Origin of the sequence: Paraglaciecola sp. T6c, assembly GCF_000014225.1 — a bacterium.
GTDB classification, from domain to species: domain Bacteria; phylum Pseudomonadota; class Gammaproteobacteria; order Enterobacterales; family Alteromonadaceae; genus Paraglaciecola; species Paraglaciecola atlantica_A.
The window spans coordinates 1,274,698-1,295,932 of the sequence record NC_008228.1; the positions used below are offsets into that span (position 1 = coordinate 1,274,698).

Genomic DNA, 21,235 nt, shown 5'->3' on the forward strand with positions numbered 1-21,235 from the left:
GGGGGCTTGATGAAATTAAACAATAAAAAAAGCAGTAACCTCTCACGCCAGGTTTTAGGTTTGGCATTATGTGCAGTGATTGGTCTGGGCATTAATGTCACGCCGGTGGCAATGAAAAATGCTCAGGCACAAGAAGACAGTCAACGTGAAACCCGAAGAACGCCAGCCCTTAGAGTGAAAGTGTACGACCAACTTTCCCGAGCGCAAAAATTGGCAGATGAAGGTAAAACTGACGAAGCCCTTGAAGCCTTGGATAACGTGAAAGGTAAAGCGAGTTCAATGAACAGCTATGAGCTGGCCATGATGTATAACTTCTATGGTTTTATTTACTACAACGTTGAGCGCTTTGATGAAGCGATTGCCTCGTTTGAAACCGTGGTAGAGCAACAGCCAATCCCAGAGTCATTTGAACTAAGCACCTTATTTAGCTTGGCGCAACTGCACATGATGCGCGGCAATTTTGACAAAACAGTGGCCTTTTTAGAGCGCTGGGAAACGTTAAATGCCTCGGTTAATCCAAACTCTGAAATACCCGCTAAAAACTACGTGTTAAAAGCGCAGGCTATGTACCAGCAAAAGTCTTACGATAAAGCCGCGAGTTATATCGAAAAAGCGATTGAGATTGTTGAAGCACAAGACGATATTCCAGATGAAAATTGGTATGTATTGCAACGTGCGGTGTATTACGAACTAAAGCAATCTGAAGACGTGAAAGACGTGCTGCTGAAATTGGTCAGGCATTTTGATAAGCCCAAATATTGGGTGCAACTTGCTGGCATGTACGGAGAACTAGGCGAAGAGCAAAAGCAATTAGCCATTCTTGAAACCGCGTATCAGCAAGGCTACATCGAAAGCGGCTCTGATATGTTTAACCTCGCGCAGCTTTATTACTACCACCAAATGCCGTTTAAAGGCGCTCGTTTAATTGAAAAGGGCCTTGAGAGCGGCGTGCTTGATAAGAACCTTAAAAATTTGAAGTTCCTTTCACAATGTTGGGTGCTCGCTAAAGAAAACGAAGAGGCGGTACCTGTGATGAAGGCTGCCGCTGATTTGTCTGATGATGGCGAACTAGACGCGCAGTTAGGGCAAATTTATCTCAACATGGAGAAGTGGCAACAAGCTATTTCAGCGTCAGAGGCGGCGTTAGGAAAAGGCGGTTTACGGAACGAAGGCACGGTGCATTTAGTTAAAGGCATGGCATTTTTTAACGTAGGGCAATACAACGAAGCATTGAATGAATTGGCCGAAGCCGAGAAATTTAATAGCAGTAAGGGTATGGCGCAGCAATGGTCAAAGTTTGTAGAAACTGAAAAAGCCAGCGCTGACCGACTCACTGTTTCACTTTCTCAGTAATGTTGTTTTAAGCTTTGAAATAACAAAGCATTAGGTTTTGCTCAGTATAATAAAATCTATAATTCTAGCGTGTCTTTCGCGCTAGCAGAGAACCTCTCACCGCTCATACGTTGTCTTAATAGGCAGTGTTGAGCGGTTTTTTACGTTTAACCTCCCGTGACAAAACTGCCGTTAAAACTCACCCGCACATCTAATCTGAAAAATAGATTTCAATAATCGATTTTAATTAATTTAAACTTATCATCCTCCATCATATTATCTTCCTCGAAGTCACCCACAATCAAATGAAACGAGGAATATTTCAATGACACAATCTCTTATCAATACCAAAGTTTTACCGTTTAACGCAACAGCATTCAAAAATGGCGAGTTTGTTGAAGTGTCAGAAAAGGACATTGAAGGCAAATGGGCAATCTTCATGTTTTATCCTGCAGACTTCACGTTTGTTTGCCCCACAGAACTAGGCGATTTAGCTGACCATTATGCGAAATTACAAGAACTAGGTGTTGATGTTTACTCTATATCAACTGACACCCATTTTACGCACAAAGCATGGCATAGCAGCTCAGACACCATCAACAAAATTGAATTTGCGATGATCGGCGACCCAACGGGCAAAATTACTCGTAATTTCGGTGTCATGATCGAAGAAGATGGCTTAGCACTTCGCGGCACTTTCGTAGTGAACCCTGAAGGCGAAATCAAAATTGCTGAAATTCACGATCTAGGTATCGGCCGCTCTGCAAGCGAACTTCTGCGTAAAGTGCAAGCTGCACAATATGTAGCAAATCACGACGGCGAAGTGTGCCCAGCAGCATGGCAGCCAGGCGAAGAAACATTGACGCCTTCACTTGACCTAGTCGGCAAAATCTAACACTAGGCGTGCGTTAAGTAAGGGCTGGCTAGAGTGTTCAAGCCAGCCAATTACCATCAATTAGCAAACAATTGATGGCAAAAAAGACACCGCCCATCATCAGTCTATTGGAGTAACCTATGTTAGACGCAAAATTAAAAGGCCAATTGGCGACTTATTTAGAAAATTTAACTTCACCCGTGGAGTTACGCATTGCTGTTGATGAGCAACATCAAGCTAAGAAATCCGCAGAACTCACAGATTTGGCGAATGAAATAGCTGCGTTATCGCCGTTGGTCAGCGTTGTGGCGCAAAGTAAAAGCGACATTCGAAAACCGTCGATGGAAGTGGTTTCCATAACAAATAGCACCTCAATTACTTTTGCTGGTGTACCTATGGGCCATGAATTCACTTCATTAATACTCGCGTTATTAAACAGTGGCGGCCACCCGGTGAAAATCAGCGAGCAGCAAGTAGCTGAAATAAAGTCACTTTCTGGTTCATACCAATTTGAGACATACGTTTCGTTGAGCTGTCAGACATGCCCAGGGGTAGTGCAAGCCTTAAACGTGTTGTCTGTTATCAATCCAAATATTACTAATACCATGATTGATGGTTCACTGTTTCAAGAAGAAGTGACACAGCGCAATATCATGTCAGTACCAAGCGTGTATTTAAATGGCGAGCTGTTTACCCAAGGGGCAGTGACCATAGAGAAAATTTTAAGCAAAATTGACCCTCAGGCAGATGCCAAGCAAGCCCAGTCACTCAATGACAAAGCACCTTATGACATGCTCATTGTAGGCGGCGGTCCAGCGGGTGCAGCCGCTGCGATTTACGCAGCAAGAAAAGGCATTCGTACTGGTATTGTGGCCGAAAAGTTTGGTGGGCAAGTGACTGACACCATGGCTATCGAAAACTTTATTTCGGTTAAAGCGACTGACGGCCCTAAACTTGTGTCAGGCCTTGAGCAACACGTGAAAGATTATGATGTGGACATCATGACGAATAATAAAGCCGTGAAGTTAACAAAAGACGGCTTGCTCAATATCGAGCTTGAGAATGGCGCATTGTTATCCAGTAAAACAGTGATGTTAGCCACCGGAGCAAGATGGCGTGAAATGAACGTGCCAGGCGAGCAACAATACCGCGGGGCAGGCGTTGCTTATTGCCCACACTGTGATGGGCCGCTATTTAAAGGCAAACGCGTCGCGGTGATTGGTGGCGGTAATTCAGGTATCGAAGCGGCTCTTGATTTAGCCAATATCGTTGAACATGTCACCGTACTCGAATTTGATAGCAAGTTGCGTGCTGATGAAGTACTTCAGCGCAAAGCAAAAGCGGCTAACAATATCGACATTATCTTAAATGCTATGACGACAGAAGTGCAAGGCGATGGCAAACGTGTTACCGGTCTAGCCTATCAAGACCGAGCCAGCCAAGAAAGTCATCAAGTCGAATTGGCTGGCATTTTTGTGCAAATTGGTTTGGTGCCGAACACCGAATGGTTAAAAGGTGATATTGCCTTAACTGCTCGAGGTGAAATAGAAGTAGGCCAACGTGGTGAAACCTCGATTGAAGGTGTATTTGCCGCAGGTGATGTAACGACTTCGCCTTACAAGCAAATTATCATCGCCATGGGTGATGGAGCAAATGCTGCACTCGGTGCGTTTGATTACTTACTTAGAGCGCCGGCTGACGAAAATACCCCGTCAGTTGAAAGTAACATCGGTGAAAAGGCAGCTTGAACGGTGAACGTAAGATGTAAGTTTACAACTCAAAGCGCTAACACCTAATACCTAACACCTAGCACCTTACCTCGCACCAAGTTCATTGTGTGACACCCTTTGCCGAGCATATCTGAGATATGTCTCGGCTTTTTTACGTTAGCAAATTCCCTCTGCGTACTTCTCTACGTCTATCGTTAGTTCGCTCCTTGAGCACTTTTTCGGCACGTTTCGGTGCTCTGTTCGGTATTTTCCTCAGCTTTACCTCGCTCGATTTTTACGCAGTCTTACTTACGTCTTATGAAATATTTCTAAATGTAAAGTTTATGTTAATAGCAACAGTTTCTTTGTGTAGTCTTTATGACCATAAGGCGAGGCGAATGTTTGCTTGAGTAAGTAGACCAGCATTTTCAGCACCGCTTTACGCGCAATACTCATACGTACACAACGCCGTTAGGCATCACCAGCACACTGATACCTAATACGGTGACACAAAACACATATAGAGCATAAGAGGAAGCCGATGAAGAAACTACTGATACTGACCTTATTATTTAGTTGTTTAAACGCCCATGCACTCATCATTAATTCTGATGTAACCAAACTAGGCGAACAGCAATATCAAGCTGACTATCAATTTTTTAATGATAGCCAAAATGCCATCGATGGGCTCACTGTATATTTTCAATATGGTGTGTTCGACAACATAGGGTTGCTTTTTAGCCCTGCTGATTGGGACGTATTTGTTGCGCCGGCACAAAGCATATTTGGCCTAGAAGAAGACGGATTCGTCGATGCCTTAGCATTAGCTAGCCCGTTACAGGCAGGGGAAACATTAACCGGGCTATCGGTTGTGTTCGATTGGACCAATAACGCAGAGTTAATCAGCACCACACAGCGCTTCGAAACGTATGACGCCAACTCTTTCGATATAACAAGCGAAGGTGAGTATCAACTAAGCACAACGCGAGCCGTTAGTGCGCCAATGAGTGCATTATTCTTCATCGCGTTAGTTTGTGTAATGGGCCGTTTTATAAGACGCCAAGGTAAATCACATTTTGCAGGGAACCTAGGTGGAAATCATCATCGCGTGGGCGAAGGAGTGACAGCATGAGCACTTTATCAGTCAGCAATACAGTGAGCAGTGCCCCCAGCGGGAAAACGGTTTCTTTGAGCAAGAGCGTCGCATTAGCACTAGGAACTCTGCTCTTAACATCTTTCAGTATGCCGTCATATGCTGAAGTGAGCATTGATCACTTAACGCTAACAAACAAAACGCGGATAGGGCGAAGTGATTACCGGTACGAGTTTTCGGTGTTCGTTAAAAATGACGCCGAGCGCGTTCAAGATGTACAAATAGACGTGACTTCGAGTAACCCTCATTCACGAATAGAATCTTCTGGTGTCAGTCTTATAGAAATACCCGCGAACAGCGTGCTTGAGCTAACAGAGCCGTTCGTACTAGTCCAAAACCGCCGAGCACGATTCAATGAGCAGGACTTAAGTTGGGTTATCGACTACCAGCAAAGCGGCAATGCCATTAGCGATGACTTTTCGCCGAACGCTGCTTATCACACGGGTGAATATAAAAATTTCTTTGTTGAGCGTGGCTTAGCAACCCAAGAACAAGTCACCGCAAAAATTGATGCCACCTATCAGCAATTGTTCGAATTGGTGCCCGACCAAGCTCTACCGCAGCCCAGTAAAGGAGAACGAATTTACCATGCAGGTTTTGATGACAGTATTGATAACTGGCAGTGGCATGCGGATAACGGTTCGCAGGTTGGGGCGACACTTTCTCAACACGGGGGAGCTTTAATTATCACGCCAAATTGGCAAAGCGGCGGTGACGCGCTCGCGGTTCTTTCAAGCTCGTTTGAGCCCATTGATGCAACGCAGGGCGTTGATGTTGAATACAAAATGGCTGTTGATCAAGCCTACGCTGATGACGGTGCTATGGCGGCGCAGCTCTTTATTCAAGACTCATCTGGCGGAATAGGCTTTTTTGCGTATCGTACATTAACCCAACCTGATGAAAGCACCATTTTAGTCAAAGATTTAGGGCCTGATACGAATTTCGGTTACTTATCTGAAGGGTTCGACTTTAGCCAAATCAGCACCTTAGGGTTTCAGTTTTTAGCAAATGGAAAAAGTGCCGATATTGGTGGGGATATCACCGTTTCAGAAGTAAGCGTTTACCAACCAGTTGGTGGCTCAGAAACAGATAACAGCCCTAGTTTCTTAGATTCATTCGACCATGGTATTGCACAGTGGAATGCGGGCGCGAACAATGGGAGTGCTATTGAGCCAGCGCTGACAGTGGGCAATGTGATAGGCGGCGATGGCCAAAGTAATAATGTGTTATTAATTAGCCCGAATTGGCTCAGTGATAGTGACGTATTTACCGTTAAATACCAACAGTTCGCCGCGGTTGACATCACGGACGGGCGCGATATCAGTTTCGACGTAAAGATACCCGCTAATTACGTAGTAGACGGCAACTTAGTCGTGCAACTCGTGCTAGAAGATGCCAATTATCAACCGGCCTTTTTGGGCTACATCAAGGTAGATGGATTCCCTAAAGATGAATTTATCACCCTCAGTTTTAGCGATGTTAGCGCTGCCACTGAATTTGGCTATATCAGTGACAGTTTTGATTTTAGCCAACTGCGGGGCATAGGTGTGCAGTTTTTGGCAAATGGTAAACTGCCCGAACTGACCGGTGATATCCAAATAGACAATGTCCTCGTCGCGGGGCAAGCGCCTAGTGAGCCGGCACCTGAACTATCTGATACCACAGTGCTGTATGGTGTGGGTGATGACATGGCGTTCATCAAGGCGATTGATTCAAACGATATTCGCTCTGAGGGCATGTCTTACGGCATGATGATCTCTGTGATGATGGACGACCAAGAAACCTTCAACAAGCTGTGGCGATTTACTAAAGCTAAAATGCAAAATACGTCCGGCAATAGCAAAGACTTTTTCGCGTGGCGACTCAGTGCCAATGCTCCTTATAATGCGATTGATACCAACCCTGCACCAGACGGCGAAGAGTATTTTGCAATGGCACTATTTTTTGCGAATAACCGCTGGGGGAGTGCTGATGGTATCTTTGATTATCAACGAGAGGCAAATGACATACTCCACGATATGATCTTCACCAAATCTGATAACAGCAGCACGCGGCTTATGATGCATCCCGTTTATCAACAAGTTGAATTTGTGACGACGACCAATGTGGCGAGTTTCTCCGACCCTTCATATCACCTACCGGCTTTTTACGAAATGTGGGCGTTGTGGGCGGATGAAAACAACGATTATTGGCACGAGACCGCTGCCATCAGTCGTCAGTATTTGGCGAAATCAGCTCATCCAGTTACGGGCCTATTCAGTGACTATGCTAATCACGAAGGTGAGCCCCAGACGACTAGCTTTAACCCTGATAGTCACAAAAGTGCCTACGATTCATTTCGAGTGATGGGCAATATGGCCATGGATTATCACTGGGTAAGTCAATCACCTGTTCTGCAGTCTCTGGTCGAGCAGCAAGTTACCTTTTTTGCAGGCGAAGTTGAGCAGTACGGTGATTTCATTGCTGTGTATGAGGTCGACGGAACACGTGAGCCTGGTATCGATTACCGTAGTCATGGTCGCACTGCAATGAATGGGGTAGGAGCCACAATAAGCGAAAACCCGTTTTCTACCGAAATGCTGAATTACTTATGGCAACAAGACGCGCCCACAGGAATGTATCGCTATTACGATGGGCTACTGCATATGTTTGGGTTATTGCACGCAGGAGGCGAGTTTAAAATCTATAAGCCAAATGAAAACGAGCCTGAATAACATGCGCCTGAATAAGATGAGTCAATTAAAGTGTGGTGCACTCGGCTGTTAAATGGGAAAGTGAATAAACTAGCTAACGTTAATGCATAGTAGATACAAAAACGCCGAGCAATTGCTCGGCGCTTTTTATTTAACTAAATGACCTATTAATAAGCATTTTTATTAATAAACCCACGGGTAACGGTGGCGAGTATAATTCGAATATCCATCCACACTGACCAGCGGTGTATATAATCCAAATCATATTCTACGCGCTTAATCATCTTGTTGATGGTTTCAGTCTCACCGCGAAAGCCGTTGATTTGCGCCCAGCCAGTGATGCCAGGGCGTACTTTATGACGCAGCATATAGCCTTCAATCAACTTACGATATTCTTCATTGTGCGCAACCGCATGAGGGCGCGGCCCAACAACTGACATGCGACCTTGTAACACGTTGATAAACTGTGGCAATTCATCCAACGAAGTTTTACGTAAAAAGGCACCAAGGGGCGTAATGCGTGCATCATTTTTGGTCGCTTGCTGCACTTTATCGCCGTTGTCTTGCACCGTCATGGAGCGAAACTTATACACTTTGATTTTCTTGCCATCTAAACCGTATCGGTTTTGCTTGAAAATCACAGGGCCTTTAGAGGTTAATTTCACTGCCATGGCAATAAATAGCATGGGGATGGCGATCATCGTCAAAATTAATGACGACACAACAATATCTTCTAAACGCTTAGTGATATCGCCTGCACCTTGAAAGGGCGTATCAAATACGCTCAAAGTTTGAATCGAACCAACACTCTGCCAGCGTGCATTCAACAGGTTATACATAAAGAAGTTAGGGATGATATAGACAGTAGCGGTAGAGTCACTGCACATGTTTAAAATCTGCATGATACGCTTCTCGGCGCTCATGGGCATGGCGATATAGATGTAATCTACCTCGCCTTCTTTGGCTAGTTTAATGGCATCTTGAATGCTGCCCATCACTTGGTGCTGAATTTCATGGGGGATACGAGCCGGAGCTCGGTCATCGTACATGCCTTTGAAAATGATCCCTAGTTGATCATTCTCCATTATTTGGTTGGCAAGATTATATCCCGATTGCGTCGCACCAATCACAATCGCTCTGCGCGTATTGTGGCCTTTTTTACGGTGCCTAAATAATATTTCGCGAAACGCCACGCGCCAGCTCACCAGTGTCGGGGCACACAAGACTAACCAACTTACAATAACGAAGTTTGATGCAGCAATAGCATCGGGGAAAATAAAGGCGAAGGTGGTCGTAACAAGAGAGGAAACGCCCCAAGCGACCATGGCCCATTTTATCATTAGTGTATTGGAAGCCGTTCGCCAAGAGCGATAGAGATCTACAGCCTCTGCACACAACATATAAGAAATGATGCTGACAAAGAGTAACAATAAGCCAGCAGTGTTGATGGCTAGCCCTTGATACAACAACACAAGAAAATACACCAAAGTAATAATAACCATATCGACTAAACGATACAGAGTAGAAAAACTACTCTGGTTACTTTGAATTATGCCCCCGGGGCTTTTGTTATGCATGATGTCTCTACCATTAAAGTTATTTACTACATTTAAATTTACAGCGGTTTTAAAAGAAATTGCCCCAGTATGAGCATGGTCTTTATATTGCGACAGTTTAATGTCGCTAATTTCCAACAGCTAAAAACCCATAAACCTAAATAATTCCATTTAACTTCAATATCTTGAGTTGATAAAGAAGTTAGTCTGCTCTGGACTACAGATATTGTACCACGCTAATCTGTTGTATAATTACGACATATTTTTGTTTTTTTTATGACATTGCGAGTAATTTATACAGTGACGGGTGGTTTTCTGTTTATTATTTTCAGAAGATCACCCAAATAGTAATGTTCTGCCGTCTAATTGGTAATTGCATAAGCAAGTATGAGACCATAATTCAATGATACGTATAGAGGAAACCCACATAGCACATGCATTTGAGGGTTTCTCACGTTAAAGTGTATGATAAATAAGCAATTTTCGTGTCGGTTTAAGTTCTCCACAGCTCAGTGCGCAGCGCGAATTGTTATTAACAAAGGCCTCATGGGCACTATTGTGAAAGTAGTAATTTTCACTTTTTCAATTATCAAGTGAAAAACTTCATAGGCTTCCGTAATAATTGCACTCTTTATTTGGTGCCATATCGGTGGTGCTATACTGGTTTAACATTTCCCACATATCATCGATGTGAAAGGGGGAAGTGTGGCTCTAATGCTTACTTGATGGCATAAAATTCGCTTAACATCTCACTTCGCTGATTTTACGAGCCGTAGTTGATGGTTTTTTACTGTTAATTTGTGTCAAAATATATTGATAACAAGACGCTAATTTCATGAGAAAATTGATACACTTAGTTTAAGCAAGACCATATTTTTAACTTTAAGACAGAGATGATTGAATGAGTAAGACTAAATTAGCAAGCGCCATAGGAATGGCATGTGTGTGTTCGTCGTCATTTGCCCAAGAGGAGGTCGGGATTGACCTTGGTGCATTCGAATTAGTACCAACACTGACAACAACGGTTGGTTTTAACGACAACGTCACTCGCTCTAATGAGGAAGGAATAGACAGTTGGTTTAGCACCGTCACCCCAAGGTTCACGCTAGTAAACGACTTCGGCCTAAATAGTTTGCGTTTAGGTTATCAGCTTTCTCGAGGTGATTACTTCTCCAGTTCCGCGGATGATTACACTGACCATTTATTATTTGCATCATTGGATTATGAGTTAAATAGCCGTAATAGGATCAAAGCCGGAGTCAATTTCGAAGATGGCCACGATGACCGGGGTGAAGCCTTCTCGTTAGGAAATGGCAACGAATTAAATTCACCAGATGAGTTCAGAGAAAGTGAGGCGGATTTCACCTATTCTTATGGTGCTCTGAGTGCTAAGGCAAGATTGGATTTGAATGTTAACTACCGAGATCTTGATTACAAACTGGGTACAACAGAGTATTTAATCCGCGACCGAACCAAAAGTACGGTAGCGGGGACATTCTATTATAACATTGGTGCCGCTACGGATTTACTGTTTGAAACGTCAATAACCGACGTTGAATACGATTTTGCAACGTCAGACGCAAATTCTTTAGACAGTATTGAAACGAGTTATTTAATTGGTGCACAGTGGCAATCTACGGCATCCACTTCAGGCTTCGCTAAGATCGGTTACCAAGATAAAGATTTTGATGCTTCAGGCCGTGAGAACTTCTCTGGTACAACCTGGGAAGCTGGCGTTATATGGGAGCCCTTAGAGCGCGCTACCTTTATTTTGGATACTGACAATTCGGCACGTGAAACCAATGGCGACGGTAACTTTATTCGCAGTAAAGATGTGTCTCTTCAATGGCGACATGAGTGGCTACAAAGACTTCGAACGCAAGCTGGTGTGTCTGTTGGCACCGATGATTACGAAGGCAGTGGCCGAACTGATGACGTTACAGACTGGAATTTTGCTGTCATATACGAATTTCAACGTTGGTTGACCTTCAATTTGGGATATACCTATAGTGAGCGAGACAGTAATCGAGATATAATCGATTACGATCAAAATATTTTTCGCTTAACGGCAAGAGCAACCTTGTAGTCTTTGTTTTATTTGGAGTGAAAATGAAAGCAAAATCCGTTTTTTGGCTATGGCTTATGCTTTTTAGCACTGCTGCCTGGTCTTTAGATGCCAGTTTAAGTCAATATAAGCTCGGCTCTGGTGATGTGATTAAAATCACCGTTTTCGGTCAACAGGATTTATCGTTGACCACTAAGTTGCCTAATCACGGAGTGATTAACTACCCATTTTTAGGTGATTTAAGAGTGATTGGATTGACGGGGACTGAGCTAGAGGCAAAGTTATATTCGGGACTGAAGGGTGATTATTTGGTTGAGCCTTCTGTGTCGGTAACCGTTATTGAATATCGCCCTTTCTTTATCGACGGTGAAGTTAAGCGACCAGGTGGTTATCCGTATCAACCCGGACTGTCAGTCAATAAAGCCGCTGCGTTAGCAGGTGGTTACACTGAAAGGGCGTCTAAAACCAAAATATTCATCCGCCGAGACAATGAATCAGGAGAATCGGAGCAATTAAATGCAGATTCGAATGATGTGGTTTTACCCGGTGATATAGTTACCGTTCAGCAAAGCTTCTTTTAAAGGTATTCAGTTATATTATGTCAGCGCAATTAAATGGACAATTAGAGGCGAAACTACTGGACTCAGAAACGATCGACTTGGGCCAATATTGGCAGACAGTCCGACGTTATCTTTGGCGTATTATTAGCTTAGCTATTTTTATTACGGTATTGGTGGCTCTCATTGTGATGTCAATCACGCCGCAATACACAGCAACTGCCAAGTTATTGATTGAATCTAAACAGGCCAAGGTACTTTCTATAGAGGAAGTATATGGGCTCGATTCTTCTAGGAAAGAGTACTTTCAAACTCAATATGAAATCCTCAAGTCTCGTCAGATTGCAGAGAAAGTTGTTGAAAAGCTCAAGCTTTATGAAAACCCGACTTTTGCACCTGGCTACGAAGCGAGCCAAGCTAACTTTGTAAGTAAGCAGTTATCCGCTTTAAAATCTGGAATCATCTCAGCTTTGCCTTTTTTACCACAAAAGGAAAAGACCGAACTTACTGAAGCTCAGCAGCTTAACTCCCGAAAAGGATATGCTACTTGGCAGGTGATGAAGTCCCTTAAAATCACACCGATCAGCAACACGCAGATTGTCGAAATTAGTTTCGAGCATGAAGACCGCAAATTTGCAGCTATAGCTGCAAATGCTGTTGGCGATGTTTATATTGAAAACTATCTCGAGTCAAAGCTCGATATGACGACTAAGGCGACTACTTGGTTAAACGAAAGTTTACAAGGTTTGCGCGCTAAACTAAGTACTGCCGAGAAACGACTATCTGAGTTTTACGAGACTGAAAAGTTAGTCAATATTGATGGTGTTGTTGGCCTAGCTGCCGAAGAATTACAGAAGTTGAGCCAGCAGTTGCTGGAGGCTCAGACCGCTTATAACCGCGCTGAAACACTCTACAATCAGGTTAATTCTGGGGCTACAATTTCAGAGCTAGGTGACTTGCCTGAGGTGATTAATCACCCTGCAGTACAAAACGTAAAACGCGAACAAATTGGCGCTCAAAGCCGAGTGTCTGAGTTGAGCAAAGTATACGGCCCTAAGCATCCAAAAATGATTGCAGCTCAAGCTGAGTTACGCTCGATACAAGACAGCCTTAATGATCAAATTCGGTCGCTAGTGTCAGGCGTTAATACAGAATTCAACACAGCCAAGTTAAAATTAGCTGCACTTAAAGAAGAAGTAAGCGTCAACAAAGAAAATTTTCGTAAGTTGACCAATCTTGAAAGTCGCCATAAGGCATTGCAGCGTGAAGTGGATATTAATCAGCAACTTTACAGTTCGTTTTTCACTCGCTTAAATGAAACCTCTGAGTTGGGTGGCTTTGAGTCGGCCAATGCACGTATGTTAGATTTAGCTGTTCCACCTGGTGCGCCATCTAAGCCAAAGAAAGGTTTAATAATCGCTGCAGCCTTTATTGTGAGTTTAGGCTTCGGAGTGTTTTTAGCTTTAGCCATGGACGCACTAAACAGCGGTATTCGCTCTGTAGAAGATGTTGAACGCAAACTAGGGCAACGCATGCTCGGACTTATCCCATGGGAAGCGCACAGCAAGAAGAAAAATTTATCTGTCAGGCACTTTTTTGACGGCAAGCATCATAGTTTTAGCGAGGCTGTTCGTACTCTCAGAACTAGCTTACAGTTACTGAACATAGATAAACCCTCAAAAACTATATTAGTAACCTCTAGTGTTCCCAGAGAAGGTAAAAGTACGGTATCTATTAACTTAGCGTTCGCTATGGGGCAGCTAAGCAAAGTATTGTTGATTGATACTGATCTACGACGCCCTACGCTTGCTAATCAATTCAGCTTACCTGGGTTTCAACCGGGCTTGGCCAATTTAATTGCAGGCACGCATACCTTTGAAGAGTGTATCGTCACTGACGAAATGTCAGGTATAGACTTGATATGTGCTGGTACTGTTCCTCCTAACCCTCAGGAGTTGTTGGCTTCTGATAGCTTTAAAGCCCTAATGCAAGACTTGAAAGGCAGGTATGAACACATAATTGTAGATAGTGCACCAACTCAGGCGGTTAGTGATGCAATTGTGGTATCAAAAGTATGTGACTCTGTGGTCTATGTGGTCAAGGCGGATAGTACGAGCGACAAACTTATAAGCAATGGCTTAAGCCGTTTCTTGCAAGTTGGTCACCGCGTTGACGGCGTCGTGTTAAACCAAGTCGATTTGCGTAAGGCGAAAAAGCACGGTGAATACACGGGTTTTTATGACCAATACGGTTATAACAGTTATAACTACGAATCTAAAAGCAAGGCTGGCAGTAACAAACAATCTTGATTGATCTACACAGTCATATATTACCAGGAATAGATGATGGGGCCCCTGATTTGGCGGCCTCATTAGCCATGGCAGAGCAATCGGTTGCGGTTGGGGTAACACATATGGTGTGTACCCCACATATTCATCAGAGCTATTTCGACAACGACATGGCTACTATTTCTAAAACCTACCAAGCGTTAGTCGCGCATTTACAACAAGCAGGTTGCCCTCTTAAACTTTCATTTGGTGCTGAAATCCGCATTACTCCAGATATCATGATCTGGCATAAACAGGGCCAAATCCCGTTTATAGGTAAGTGGGAAGACAAAGATGCAATGTTACTAGAGTTACCCCACAGCCACATTCCCCCTGGTACTGACAATTTACTGCGTTGGCTAATTAAACATCAAATTCAACCAATCATTGCTCACCCTGAGCGTAATAGAGATATTATTGCTAGCCCAGATAAAGTTATCGCGTTGAAGCGGACAGGATGTTTATTTCAAGCCACAGCGGGTGCTTTCACTGGTCGTTTCTCTAAGCCAGTAAAGGATACTGTTGAACTATTATTAGCACGCGATTTTATCTCTTATGTTGCTTCAGATACTCATAGTATCAACCGGCGACCAAACGATATGGCGGATGCTTTTATTGCAGTGACTGCACTTAAAGGTAATGAATACGCAGAGCGTCTGTTTAGAACAACTCCTTGGCTACTCTCTCAAGGTAATGCATGGCAATAGCGTTTTTTGATAACATCTCACAAATACGCGTCTTTATTAAGCAATATATGGCAGTAGTGAGTTTCGCAGTTATTGCACTGGTTTGCTTGTTTTTCGCAATGCGCTTCATCAGCGCCAGTTTCGACTTTTACAAAGTGCAAAACATAGTGACGTCTTGGCAAGAACAAGGCAATACGCTGACTATCGAAGAGTATCAGTCCGCCAAAACGGCCATAGAGTCTGCGGTTGATAGCCAACCAAGCCATCCGCTATACCAAGATTTGTTAGCGCAAATAGATGAGTGGGGGGCGATTGCTGGTTATGTGCCGACCGAACCCGCTCTTGATGCCGCGAAACAGCACTACCTACGCGCTACTCAGTTGCGCCCATTGTGGTCAGTGACTTGGGCGTCTCTAGCAATGGTCAAGTGGCGATTACAAGAGTTCGACGATGAAATGCTATTGTATCTACAACGAGCGAGTGAATTAGGGCCGCAAAAGCCGGAGGTGCATCTTTTATATGTACGATTAGGTATGGCGTTATACGCTAGTAATCATCCGATGTTGTTGACTATTAGAGAAGAGTTCTACCATCGAATCGCTCTTGGTTTACGAGCCTCTCAAAGCAGAAAGAAAGTACTCGGGTTGATAAAACAATACAAAGCAGGAAAGCGGGTTTGTCGATGGTTACGAAATGAGCCTTTGTCAGTGCAGCGCATGGTACCGAATTGCCCCCCTCGTAAGGCTAAGCGCTAGTAGATGCTAGCAATCCGCATATAAATGCTGAAAATTTGTGGAGCTGGCTATTCAGCTTAGCTTTTAAACCAATCCCATACGCCGAATGAATAGTCTGGTAACAAATCAATTCCCAGGGCTGATTTGAATAGATATATGAGTAATACGCCAATAAGTGCAGAAAACGTCATGAAGCCAGCGAGGAGAAACGCATTAATAAACCGGTTGGCCCGCAACTGTGAGCGCGTCATGCTGCGATGGTTCTTTCCGGCCAACAAAACATAATAGTAACGATATTTAAACCAAGGAATAGTGCCACGTAAATCTATCGGGTGGTGACCCCACTGACGGCTACTCACTGCATTTCTGAGGTGAGATAGCTGCTCTTCACTAAATGATGCTTGAACGGATTTTGGCATGCGTTCTAGCAAGTTTACAATCGCTGGGTCTTGCTCTATTGGCCCACTAAACTTCTTGCTCATACCGCTACCTTCTTATTTGAATGTCGCTTTTTACCCCTTGTTATTTTTAGCTGATTGATGGCTAAAGACAAAGCTAAAAAAACGACAAAATAACATGCATTCGCAGGTGCTTGCAGCGGGAAATCAACCGTCATGTGTAATGACATTCCTAGGATAGCCATACAGCACGCGAATGCGGTTCCCTTTAAAATAGAGGGGCGACGTTTGCGCATCGCTCGCACGCTCTTGGCAAAACACCATAAAACAAGCAAAGCTAAAAATAGTGTCGCGGGGACTCCGTATTCAATCGCCATTTGCAGATAATCGTTATGCGCATGGTCGTAAAACGAGTGAATATTAGATATCTTGTAGCTAGGAAAGGTACTATAAAAACTACCACCACCACTACCGAATAAGGGGAAGTCTAAGAGCATAGGCATAGCGTCCGTAACAACATCACCTCTGCCTTCTTGAGATAGGTTGGTGCTCTCTAAACGCTCTTGCACTTTATCGAGTCCAAACCATGCGCTGACTATAAAAACATCAATCACGAACATACTAACAATTAAAATGGACAAGCCTCGGCTGCGGTTTTTAATTATCACCAGAGCCAAAACTCCTATCAGGGTCATAGCCGCAAAAAATGCTGCGTTCCCCATTCGTGAGCGAGACATAACCAGCGCAATTACCATGATGGCCAAACTAATGCGAATCAGTGCCTTACTGCCCAGTAACGTCGACAATATTGAGCGCATAATATCTCTAGGACTGCCACTTTGGTTACCTTGCAGGCTGGCTACCATTAAGCCTATACCAGCTGATAAAGTCAGCACTAAGAAATTAGCGAAGTGATTTTTGTAAACAAAGCTACCCGTCGCCACATCACTGACAGGTAAGCCGAAAATCATGCTGTACTCGTTGCCAGCTAGAATCTCTAGTGTGCCGTATAAGGCTTGAATCGCGCCACTGGCTAACATGGTAAGCAAAATCAATCGTAAGCGCTTTTCAGTATCCACTAACACTAATACAACAATGAGCAAGCAGAAATAGCTAAGGCTTTTAAGCAAATTGATATAGCTTTGACCAATATCCAACGATAGATGAAACTGCTCAACACCATAATGTAGTTGAGCTTCATAACTCATCGGGCTCAGGGCATTTATAACAGAGGCGGGTAAGGGGATAATCTGAATGATGGCGAATCCCAAGAAAACCAACCAGAGACCTATTGGCAGTCTGTAAGCACGTAAGCCCATCCAAGGTCTTGTTCTTCGCAAATACGCGCACGCCAGAGACAATGAGAAAATAACGACTTCCATCAAGCCCCAAGCCCAAGGGCGGTTTGAGCCTAATGGGATAGGTAACCACACAAGCAAACCTAATAAGATATAAAACGAGTAGCTATGAAGTTTGGTATTCAAAGGATCCCTTTAGCTATTTTGAATGCGTGGTAAACGGAATGAAAGTGACAACTGAATGATTATAAACAAAAAAGCCAGCGAAAATCGCTGGCTTTTAAAAATACTAAATCATTTAATTTGTTGAGGCAGTGGTATCCCCGCCACCCGTACCACCTGCGCCGACACCTGTTCCAGCTGGCGCCGCTGTTACAGCAACGTTAGCACCTGCTGCGGTAGCTGCTGAGACGGTTGTTGGGTCAGCACCTGCCGAAATTGCGGCTAATAGTGCATCGTTAGGTTCAATTTCACCGGTCGTGATAGCTGAGTCAATAACGTCTTGAGCAAAGCTGGGGTAAAGTGTGACCGCCAATCGTATAATCTCACCAGCGTCACCAGGAAATGCTTCGATTGAACCTTTGGTTGAGTCGGTTAACGTGTTCAAATCAACCATGTTGCGCATGAAGTTTGCACTAATTTTTGTGTTTAACCCAACGACTAATCTCGCTGTGCCACTTATCAAAGCATCGTCTTCTCGGGTCACATTTGCAATGGTTTGACTTACTGCTTCGTCCAACGTCGCTCCGCTTTGAACCAGAGTGACTATCGCGCTATGAATCGTGCGCCCAGGTTGATCTTCATCTCCGAAGAGAATGTTTTCCTGCTCAGTTAGAGCCGCGTCATTTGCACTCACCTGTTGAGTGGATTCTGTCTGTTGAGCATGGGCGTGTGATACAACCATCACGCTAGACAAAAATAAATAGGTTAAAAAATGTCGCATAAAAACTCCGAAAAATAGAGGAGTGAGCTTAAAACTCACAACAAACGCTGCAATCATAAGTTTAGACGGTCGAAAAAGCAATACTAGACTAAGGTCGACCAGGTAAAAAAACGAGTCTTATCAGTATTTTGCTGATAGAAATTAAATACTCATTGAGTGAGGGTTAACTGATAACTTATGCCTTGTTTATATTGACTTAAGCACAATTGAAACCCTTTAACAGTACTACACTCATTTGCTTATTTAGTATCGACCGGCATACCGATGTAATAGCCCTGCAAATGGTCAACGAATAAATCAGTCAAACATTTCGCTTCAGCTTCACTTTCCACCATTTCAGCGATGACTTGGATGTTCAGGCCGTGTGCGATGTTGACCAAAGATTGAACAAATAATTGGTTGTCAGGCTCATTGTGAATATTGCGCACGTAACGCCCATCTAGCTTTAAATAATCAGGGCGGATTTTGCGAAGGTGTGTGATTGCAGCTAATTGTGCGCCAAAGCGCTCTACTGTGATCCTAACGCCGCGCGACTTCAACTGCTGAATAAAGCGCATTAAGTCCTGTGTGCCATTAACCAAAGCCCGTTCTGGTATTTCGAGCACTAATTTTGCGCAGGCTGCACTATCTTGGGGGAGAGCGCTGATAAGCCACTGGTGAAAACTAGTTTGGCTTAGTGATAAACGAGATACATTAAGGCCAATCGCATGCTGCTGACTAGGCAACTGCGCCAATGCGCTCGCGATTAACAACTCATCTAGTTTTTGCGCGTAATTGAGCCTGACCGACGCGGGTACCAGTTGGCCCATGGGTAAGTAACCGTGAGCTTTATTGTCGCTATCAGTCTTATTATGTTCTGAGCTATCAGCCTTATTCGCAGATGCAGCAGTACCTGAACTGAAACGAGCAAACCACTCGGCGTAGAGCGTCTCGCCTTGCTTAGTCTGAATTGGCTGAGCGACAAAGTCTGCGTGATTCTGCTGCAAAATAGTGTTTAATTGCGCGCGCCATTCACAGTTGCTGTGATGTACGTCTTCCTGTTGTGCTAACTGCCATCTATCTGTGCTAACACTCGCACCAGAAAGGGCATTATCTGCTCGTTCTAATACATCCGTGCGAGTGTCGCCAAAACTAAATGATCCCACACCGACATGAGCCGTGCCTAATCTATACTCGCTTTTTTCAATGGCATTGAGTTGGCTAATAACACTTTGCGCAAAGCTAACAGTGGGTTGCTGAGCAATATCTTCTAATAGCATCACAAAATCAGCCCCTGAAACCCTAAACAAGGTTCCATTGAGGTCTTGTTGAGCAAGCGCATTTTGCAATTCTTGACTAACAAGAGTGACATATTCATCACCCGCCTGGTAACCCAAACTACTATTTACTTCGTTTAAGCTGGTCAAACGGATAAGCAGTAAATAACCCTGTGAATGTTGCTCGCTATCAGCGAGTAATTGTTCAAAAGCCAGTTCAAACGCCCGGCGGTTAGCAACACCTGTAAGCGTGTCCTGATAGGCAAAATCGCGGTAACGTTCAGCTTGGCTCGACAGCTGAGTAAACAGCTTAGCTAGCTGAGCAGACATTCTATTTACCGCTAGCACGATACGTTTCAATTCAGGGGTACGGGGGATCGTCGCAATTTGTTCAAATTGCTGTTTACTGATGGCGTCAGCCTGTTTCACCAAAGCCAATAAAGGCGTAGTGATCATTTTGACCAAAACATATAACAGGACTAGAGCACCGATAAATACGGCTAATATCATCCAAAAAGACTGCACCGCATTTTGCCACAATTGTTGATACCCAAACCCAGGGTGACTTTGCACTGCTAAAGTGCCTGCCATCGTCCAGCCGTCATTCACATCGGAAACGCTTTCTGGTGGGGTAAGGGGCAATAATTCCCGAAACCACTTAGGGACACCTTCAACCGTACTTGGGTTGTGTTTTTCGAGCAATATATTTTGGTTGGCATCACGCAGCACCATGCTTTGGTAAAAACCACGGTCAAAAATAGCATTCATCATGGTATCTACCACAGGCAAGTCTTCCTGCACTGCCACGTAGGGGGCAATGGATAAACCAAGCGATGTCGCCGTGTCTTGTGCGTGTGACGCTAGTTGCTGATCAACAAAATCTCGCGTGTTGTTAGTATTGATCCAAAGTGTGCCTATAAACACGAGTATCAACACAGCGAGCAAGCTTAAGCTCAATTGTCTAGACAGTGGCATAACGGGTTTCCTCAAGCATCATTAATCGCCTAATTGCATTCGTTGGTTTAAATCGTTCCATAAATTATTATTACCCCCTTGCTGTACTTTCTGGCCTCGGCCTTGTTCTTTAGCCAACCAAAGGCCGTCACCGTTAAAGCTGTAAACGGGTAATAAGTCGCGGCGGCGTGAAGCGGGTAAAATACGTCTATTAATATTATCGAGTACCAAAGGCACTGAATTTGATTGTTCGTAATAGGCCAGCACCATATGGGCTTGGCGCAGGCGGGTTGCAGTAACATACATCAAGCGTAATTTTTCGGCGGGAACGCCCAATTCTTTTAAGCTGAAATATTTAGCTATTACAAAGTCTTCGCAATCTCCGCCATCGGAGGCTAAAAACTCGACTGGCGTGGCCCAATAATCGTCTTTCCCCCAATGCTTGATGTCGTCGACAAATTCAAGCTCATTGAAGAAATTGTTCACCCTGTAGAGTTTTTCATCAACGGGAATATCGAGGTTATTGCTGAGGAGTTCCTGCCATGCTCTAACACGCTCTAGTGCTTCATTGTCATACTCGCTGCGTACTTTATTAAATAACGCGTCGTTAAATATAATGTTGCTATCCGCTACCGCGCGTAACATGAATAAAATCAACACTATCGTAATGAAATAACAAAAAAAACGCATAAAAGAAGAG

16 protein-coding genes are annotated in these 21,235 nt (G+C 44.0%); 10 read left to right on the plus strand and 6 right to left on the minus strand.

The annotated features are described in order from the left end of the window. The first annotated feature begins 9 nt into the window (after nucleotides 1-9). From PATL_RS05440 to PATL_RS05460, 5 genes are all read left to right on the plus strand, one after another. On the plus strand, nucleotides 10-1,353 hold the full coding sequence (locus PATL_RS05440) for a tetratricopeptide repeat protein (protein ID WP_011573926.1): 1,344 nt from the start codon (nucleotides 10-12) through the stop codon (nucleotides 1,351-1,353). Nucleotides 1,354-1,657: 304 nt separating this feature from the next. Beyond that, nucleotides 1,658-2,227: an alkyl hydroperoxide reductase subunit C gene (ahpC, locus tag PATL_RS05445; protein WP_011573927.1), complete on the plus strand. Its 570-nt coding sequence runs from the start codon at nucleotides 1,658-1,660 to the stop codon at nucleotides 2,225-2,227. A gap of 119 nt (nucleotides 2,228-2,346) precedes the next feature. After that, entirely contained in the window at nucleotides 2,347-3,954 is a 1,608-nt protein-coding gene (gene ahpF, locus PATL_RS05450) for an alkyl hydroperoxide reductase subunit F (protein ID WP_011573928.1), read from the plus strand. A gap of 502 nt (nucleotides 3,955-4,456) precedes the next feature. Then, the gene (locus PATL_RS05455; protein WP_011573929.1) at nucleotides 4,457-5,047 is read left to right on the plus strand and encodes a hypothetical protein; all 591 of its coding nucleotides are present in this window, start codon (nucleotides 4,457-4,459) and stop codon (nucleotides 5,045-5,047) included. After that, the gene (locus PATL_RS05460; protein ID WP_011573930.1) at nucleotides 5,044-7,782 is read left to right on the plus strand and encodes a glycosyl hydrolase family 8; all 2,739 of its coding nucleotides are present in this window, start codon (nucleotides 5,044-5,046) and stop codon (nucleotides 7,780-7,782) included. Before PATL_RS05455 ends, PATL_RS05460 begins: the two co-directional genes overlap by 4 nt. Before the next feature lie 146 nt (nucleotides 7,783-7,928). Here the strand turns inward: PATL_RS05460 and PATL_RS05465 are convergent, their stop codons facing one another. Continuing rightward, nucleotides 7,929-9,338 (minus strand): undecaprenyl-phosphate glucose phosphotransferase, encoded by a 1,410-nt coding sequence (locus tag PATL_RS05465; RefSeq protein WP_011573931.1) that lies wholly within the window; start codon nucleotides 9,336-9,338, stop codon nucleotides 7,929-7,931. A gap of 880 nt (nucleotides 9,339-10,218) precedes the next feature. Between PATL_RS05465 and PATL_RS05470 the strand changes: the two genes are divergently transcribed. From PATL_RS05470 to PATL_RS05490, 5 genes are read left to right on the plus strand one after another with little or no spacing between them, the layout of a single operon-like run. After that, entirely contained in the window at nucleotides 10,219-11,403 is a 1,185-nt protein-coding gene (locus PATL_RS05470) for an outer membrane beta-barrel protein (protein WP_041713400.1), read from the plus strand. Nucleotides 11,404-11,426: 23 nt separating this feature from the next. Further along, entirely contained in the window at nucleotides 11,427-11,963 is a 537-nt protein-coding gene (locus tag PATL_RS05475) for a polysaccharide biosynthesis/export family protein (protein ID WP_011573933.1), read from the plus strand. A 17-nt stretch (nucleotides 11,964-11,980) separates the two neighbouring features. Then, nucleotides 11,981-14,248 carry a GumC family protein gene (locus PATL_RS05480; RefSeq protein ID WP_011573934.1) on the plus strand — a complete coding sequence of 756 codons (2,268 nt, stop codon included), beginning with the start codon at nucleotides 11,981-11,983 and terminating at the stop codon, nucleotides 14,246-14,248. Continuing rightward, the gene (locus PATL_RS05485) at nucleotides 14,245-14,973 is read left to right on the plus strand and encodes a tyrosine-protein phosphatase (protein WP_011573935.1); all 729 of its coding nucleotides are present in this window, start codon (nucleotides 14,245-14,247) and stop codon (nucleotides 14,971-14,973) included. Before PATL_RS05480 ends, PATL_RS05485 begins: the two co-directional genes overlap by 4 nt. Then, nucleotides 14,964-15,707, plus strand: a complete 744-nt coding sequence (locus tag PATL_RS05490; protein ID WP_011573936.1) for a VpsP family polysaccharide biosynthesis protein — start codon at nucleotides 14,964-14,966, stop codon at nucleotides 15,705-15,707. The genes PATL_RS05485 and PATL_RS05490 overlap by 10 nt, the downstream gene beginning before the upstream one ends. Nucleotides 15,708-15,763: 56 nt before the next feature. Here PATL_RS05490 and PATL_RS05495 read toward each other — a convergent pair whose 3' ends face one another. The 5 genes from PATL_RS05495 to PATL_RS05515 all read right to left on the minus strand — a co-directional run bounded on the left by PATL_RS05495 (nucleotide 15,764) and on the right by PATL_RS05515 (nucleotide 21,225). After that, on the minus strand, nucleotides 15,764-16,168 hold the full coding sequence (locus PATL_RS05495) for a hypothetical protein (RefSeq protein WP_011573937.1): 405 nt from the start codon (nucleotides 16,166-16,168) through the stop codon (nucleotides 15,764-15,766). Continuing rightward, a complete protein-coding gene (locus tag PATL_RS05500; RefSeq protein ID WP_041713403.1) occupies nucleotides 16,165-17,568 on the minus strand; it encodes an O-antigen ligase family protein in 1,404 nt (467 codons plus the stop codon). Before PATL_RS05500 ends, PATL_RS05495 begins: the two co-directional genes overlap by 4 nt. A 112-nt stretch (nucleotides 17,569-17,680) precedes the next feature. Continuing rightward, complete coding sequence (locus PATL_RS05505; RefSeq protein WP_011573939.1) at nucleotides 17,681-18,325, minus strand: hypothetical protein; 645 nt, start codon at nucleotides 18,323-18,325, stop codon at nucleotides 17,681-17,683. Nucleotides 18,326-18,564: 239 nt separating this feature from the next. Then, nucleotides 18,565-20,556, minus strand: coding sequence for a bifunctional diguanylate cyclase/phosphodiesterase (locus tag PATL_RS05510; RefSeq protein ID WP_011573940.1), 1,992 nt, complete (start codon nucleotides 20,554-20,556; stop codon nucleotides 18,565-18,567). Between the two features lie 21 nt (nucleotides 20,557-20,577). Next, nucleotides 20,578-21,225 carry a transglutaminase-like cysteine peptidase gene (locus PATL_RS05515; protein WP_011573941.1) on the minus strand — a complete coding sequence of 216 codons (648 nt, stop codon included), beginning with the start codon at nucleotides 21,223-21,225 and terminating at the stop codon, nucleotides 20,578-20,580. Nucleotides 21,226-21,235 lie beyond the last annotated feature (10 nt).